Raw genomic sequence first — 5,504 nt, 5'->3', positions numbered from 1 at the left:
ATGGGAGGTTCTCTAGGTGGAACTATTGATCCTGCATTTACAGAAGATGCAATGGAGATTGAATACATAGAAGTTTATCAATAATTATTTGAATTAAATTAAAAGGTTAGTAATTTAGGTTACTAACCTTTTATTTTTCTTACTTAATAATTTTATAAAATATTTATTAGTTATAAAAATGTTCCTTTTATGACAACATTAGGACAAATATACTTCAGAAATGCAACTTACTTTTAAATACTTTATAAATAAAATTGTAAAAATGTATACTAATATTTATGTTAAAATCATTCCTTTTTTTTTAATAACTCAAATTTTATTAAGTAGTTGTGAGCAGCATAACAAAAATAATATAGCTATGCAAAATACAATTGTTCAAAATTCTATTTCAACTGAAATAGTTAAAAGTAAAGTTTTTACAACTGATTCAAGTAATGCTGTTAAACTACAATTAACAAATTCAAATATTGTGTTTTCAGATTTTAAACAACCTTTAGAAACTGAAGCGTCAATTTTTGTAAACACATCTAAATTACATCAAACTTTTGTTGGTATTGGAGCTGCTTTAACAGATGCTTCCGCAGAAACATTTTACAAATTAACCAAAGAAAATCAAGATAAATTTATGGAAGCTTATTATAGCGTCAATAAGGGAATTGGTTATTCATTGGCAAGAACAATTATTCATAGTTGTGATTTTTCAAGTGAAAGTTACACTTATATTGAAGAAGGTGATAAAGATTTAAAAACCTTTAGTATTGAACACGATAAACAATTTCGCATTCCATTTACAAAACTAGCAATAAAAGCTGCTGGTGGTAAATTAACTACCTATGCAAGCCCTTGGAGTCCGCCAGCATTTATGAAAACTAATAATAATATGTTACAAGGCGGAAAATTAAAATTAGAATTTTACCAACCTTGGGCAAATTATTATGTGAAATTTATAAAAGCATATGAAAAAGAAGGAATTCCAATTTGGGGTTTGTCAATTCAAAATGAACCAATGGCAAAACAAACTTGGGAATCTTGTATTTACACTGCTGAAGAAGAGCGAGACTTTTTAAAAAATAATTTAGGTCCAACCTTAGAAAAAGAAGGTTTAGGCGATAAAAAAATTATAGTTTGGGATCACAACAGAGACTTATTGTTTGAACGTGCAAACGTTATTTTAAGTGATCCAGAAGCAAATAAATACGTTTGGGGAACTGGTTTTCATTGGTATGAAGACTGGAAAGATGGTACACCAATGTACCAAAATGTGGCTGCCGTAAATGATACTTATCCTGATAAAAATTTAATTTTTACTGAAGGATGCAATGAAAAATATGATTTAAGTAGAATTGAAGACCCAAAATTAGCAGAGCGTTACGGAAAAGCAATGATTAACGATTTTAACAATGGAACTGTAGCTTGGACAGATTGGAATATTTTATTAAACGAAACTGGAGGCCCAAATCATGTGGGTAATTTATGTTTTTCTCCTGTTCATGGTGATACCCAAACAGGACAATTAACTTTCACAAATTCATATTATTACATTGGTCATTTTTCAAAATTTATTCGCCCAGGAGCAAAAAGAATTTCAACAGGAACAACAGTAAATTATTTGAGTGCTACTTCCTTTTTAAATGAAGATGGAAGTATTGTAGTTGTTGCTTTAAATGAAAGTGACAATGCTATTGATTATATGCTAACTATTGATACTAAAACATCGAAAATAAAAATGCCAGCGCATTCAATTCAAACCGTTATTTTAAATTAAATAGCAAAAATTAGATATTCAGTTATGTCAAAAAAAATAGTATTTATTGCCTTTGTAGTTTCATTAGGAGGATTTTTATTTGGATTTGATGCAGGAATTATTTCGGGTGTTATGTCTTATGCAGGTCCTGAATTTAATTTAAGTGATGCACAAACTGGATGGGTTGTTAGCTCACCATCTTTTGCAGCAATGATAGCGATGTTAATATCAGGTAGGCTAAGTGATGTTATTGGGCGAAAAAAAATATTAATAGTAGTGGCATTTTTATATGCAGTTTCTGCTTTGGCTTCAGCGTATGCAAATTCATACGAAATGTTATATATAGCAAGAATGATAGGCGGTTTAGCATTTGGCGCAGCACTTATTTTAGCACCAACCTATATTGCTGAAATTTCTTCCGCAGAAAACAGAGGAAAATTAGTTTCTATTCAACAATTAAATATTGTACTTGGTTTTTTTGCTGCTTTTTTAAGTAACTATTATTTCAATAAAATAAATACTGGAGGAGATTCTTTTTTAACGGATGAAAATGTTTGGAGATGGATGTTGGGAGTTGAATTTATTCCGGCAATATTATACTTTTTGTTTATGTTTTTTGTACCAAAAAGTCCACGTTGGTTATTTTCAAAAGGAAAGTTTAAAGAAGCTAAAATTATATTGAACAAACTTTATGGTGAAGAATTGGCGAAAGTTGAAATTAATGCTATTGAAAATACGGCTCAAGAAGGTAAAAAAGATACAAAAGTTTCAATTTTAGAACTTTTAAAACCATCGCTTCGTTTTATTCTAATTGTTGGTTTAGTACTTGGAGTTCTTCAACAAATTACAGGTATAAATGCAGTTTATTTTTACGCAACTTCAATTTTTAAACAAACAGGAATTGGAACAGATGCTTCTTTTGCTTCTGGAATATTGCTGAGTTCAACCACGGTTGTTTTTACCATTATTGCGATATTTTTAATTGATAAAATGGGGAGAAGACCTTTATTATTGGTTGGAATGGCAGGAATCGCTATCAGTTTATTAGTGTGTGCTTATGGTTTTAATCAGGCAACCTATGAATTGACTCCTGAAAAAATTTCAAAGTTTGAAAGCTTTGATGCCAATAAATTAGATCAGTTTGCCAATAAAAAATATGATAATGATTTGGATTTTAAAAACGATATGAAATCGGCTTTAGGAAACCAAGTTTATGCTAAAAATGAAGGAGCTATTTTAGAAGCAGCAACAACAATGAATGCAACTTTAGTTCTGATTGGTATTTTAGGTTTTATTGCTTGTTTTGCCTTTTCGCTAGGTCCAGTAATGTGGGTTATGCTTTCAGAAATGTATCCAATAAAGTACAGAGGTTTAGCCATTGGAGCAATAGGATTTGTAAATTCATTTATAAGTTGGATGGTGCAACAAATATTTCCTTGGGAATTATCTACCCTTGGAAATGCTATAACTTTCTTAATTTTTGGTGTAATAGCCTTATTTGGGTTCTTTATTTTATTAAGAATATTACCTGAGACAAAAGGAAAATCTTTAGAGCAAATTGAATTTGATTTAGTGAAAGAATAAGCAATGGTTAACATTAAAAATATAAACGCAATAAATATTATATCAGTTATTTTGTGTATCTCCTTGTTATTTGGATGTAATACAAAAACACCAAAACAAGCATTAATGAGTACAGACAATATACCTGTTAAAGTAGAATTAAAAAATAGTGACGGAAAATTTCAATTATATGTAAATCAACAACCATTTTATATAAAAGGCGCGGGATTAGAATTTGGTGAAATTTCATCATTAGCCAAACACAAAGGAAATTCATTTAGAACTTGGAGAACGGAAAACGGGAAACAAACAGGTAAAGAAGTATTAGACGAGGCACACAAATATGGATTAATGGTAACTATGGGAATTGAAGTTGCCAGAGAGCGTCATGGTTTTGATTATAACGATGACATTGCTGTTAAAGAACAATTAGAACGCATTAAAAAAGAAGTAATCGCTTTAAAAGCTCATCCAGCTTTAATGATATGGGCTATTGGAAATGAATTGAATTTAAGAGCAAAAAATCCAAAAGTTTGGGATGCTGTAAATGATATTTCAAAAATGATTCATGAGGTAGATACTAATCATTTAACAACTACAACGCTAGCAGGTATTTCACAAAAAGAAATAGATCTTATTAAAGAACGCTGTACTGACATTGATGTTCTTTCTGTACAGATGTATGGCAAAATAATTGAATTACCTAAAATGATTAAAGATTACGGATGGGAAGGTCCGTATATAGTTACAGAATGGGGAGCAACTGGACACTGGGAAGTTCCAAAAACTTCTTGGAATGTTCCAATTGAAGAAAATAGTACCATAAAAGCTTCAAATTATTTAAAAAGATACCAAGTTGCCATTGAGGCAGATACTGCAAAATGCATCGGTTCATATGTGTTTCTATGGGGTCAAAAGCAAGAACGTACACCAACCTGGTATGGAGTTTTTTTAGAAGATGGAAGCGAAACCGAGTCTGTTGATGTGATGCATTATATATGGAATGGAACTTGGCCAGAAAACAGAACACCACAAATTCAGTCGTTTACAATCAATCAAAAAACTGCTTATGAAAATGTGGTATTAAAAGCAAATATAGCGTATTTGGCAAGTTTAAAAGCAACGGATTTTGAAAACGATCAATTAAATTACCGTTGGGAAATTTTGCAAGAAAGTACCGACTTAAAAGATGGTGGAGATTTTGAAAACAGACCAAAAGCAGTCGAATTTACAGTTATAAGCGCTAAAGAAGGTGAATTAAAATTTAAAATTCCCGCTAAAAAAGGTGCTTATAGATTGTTTGGATATGTTGATGATGGGCATGAACATGCTGCAACAGCAAATATTCCATTTAAAGTAAATTAAAAAATAGATGGACAAAAAGTTTTAATACAACTTTTCGTCAGTTCGAGTGATTTTCAATAGAAAATTGTATCGAGAAAAAATTAAAGTTATTATTAAAAAATAAAAAGAGCAAACCTTATGAATAAATATCACAAGGTTTTAGAATAAAATTGAATACAAAATGAATAAGCAACAAACAATGTATATAGGTAATAAGGAAGCGTCTTTTGGGGCAAATGAAGTAAAAGGTAAGTTGGTAATGGTTGGAGAAGAAAGCTATTACAAAATTTCGAATGTTGACGAAATGCGACCTTTTTTTATGAGTATTGTTAGTAACTCAAACCATTGGATGTTTTTGTCTAGCAATGGTGGATTATCTGCAGGTAGAAAAAATAGTGAGAACGCACTATTTCCTTATTATACCGATGATAAAATTACAGAATCAGCTGAAATTACAGGAAGTAAAACAATTGTTCAGGTTCATATTGATGGTAAAACATATTTATGGGAGCCATTTTCAAAAAGATATGAAGGTGTTTATAAAATAAGTAGAAATTTGTACAAAAACAACTATGGAAACAAAGTTATTTTTGAAGAAATTAATCTTGATTTAGGAGTTACTTATAAGTATCATTGGAATTCAAGTGATAAATTTGGTTTTGTAAAAAAATCAACATTGGTAAACAATACCAATAAATCAATTCAGCTTACCGTATTAGATGGAATTCAAAATATATTGCCTTACGGCGTTTCAGCAGATTTGCAAAATGCAAGTAGCAATTTGGTGGATGCCTATAAAAAATGCGAGTTAGAAACTGACGCTGGATTGGGGATTTTTGCTTTAAGTGCAATT

At 30.5% G+C, this 5,504-nt stretch carries 3 protein-coding genes and 1 pseudogene; all 4 read left to right on the top strand.

Features of this window, described 5'->3' with window-relative positions; translation table 11 throughout:
• The first annotated feature begins 358 nt into the window (after positions 1–358).
• Positions 359–1,765 carry a glycoside hydrolase family 30 beta sandwich domain-containing protein gene (locus ABY863_RS12560; RefSeq protein WP_372795362.1) on the top strand — a complete coding sequence of 469 codons (1,407 nt, stop codon included), beginning with the start codon at positions 359–361 and terminating at the stop codon, positions 1,763–1,765.
• A 24-nt stretch (positions 1,766–1,789) separates the two neighbouring features.
• Positions 1,790–3,328, top strand: coding sequence for a sugar porter family MFS transporter (locus tag ABY863_RS12555; protein ID WP_372795360.1), 1,539 nt, complete (start codon positions 1,790–1,792; stop codon positions 3,326–3,328).
• A gap of 105 nt (positions 3,329–3,433) precedes the next feature.
• Positions 3,434–4,672 (top strand): glycoside hydrolase family 2 TIM barrel-domain containing protein, encoded by a 1,239-nt coding sequence (locus ABY863_RS12550; RefSeq protein ID WP_372795358.1) that lies wholly within the window; start codon positions 3,434–3,436, stop codon positions 4,670–4,672.
• A 160-nt stretch (positions 4,673–4,832) separates the two neighbouring features.
• A pseudogene (locus ABY863_RS12545) lies at positions 4,833–5,504 on the top strand (hypothetical protein); the annotation flags it as partial.

Source organism: Lutibacter sp., assembly GCF_041562875.1.
Classification (GTDB): domain Bacteria; phylum Bacteroidota; class Bacteroidia; order Flavobacteriales; family Flavobacteriaceae; genus Lutibacter.
Note: the sequence above shows the minus strand (reverse complement) of the source record. Positions and strands in the feature narration are given on the sequence as shown.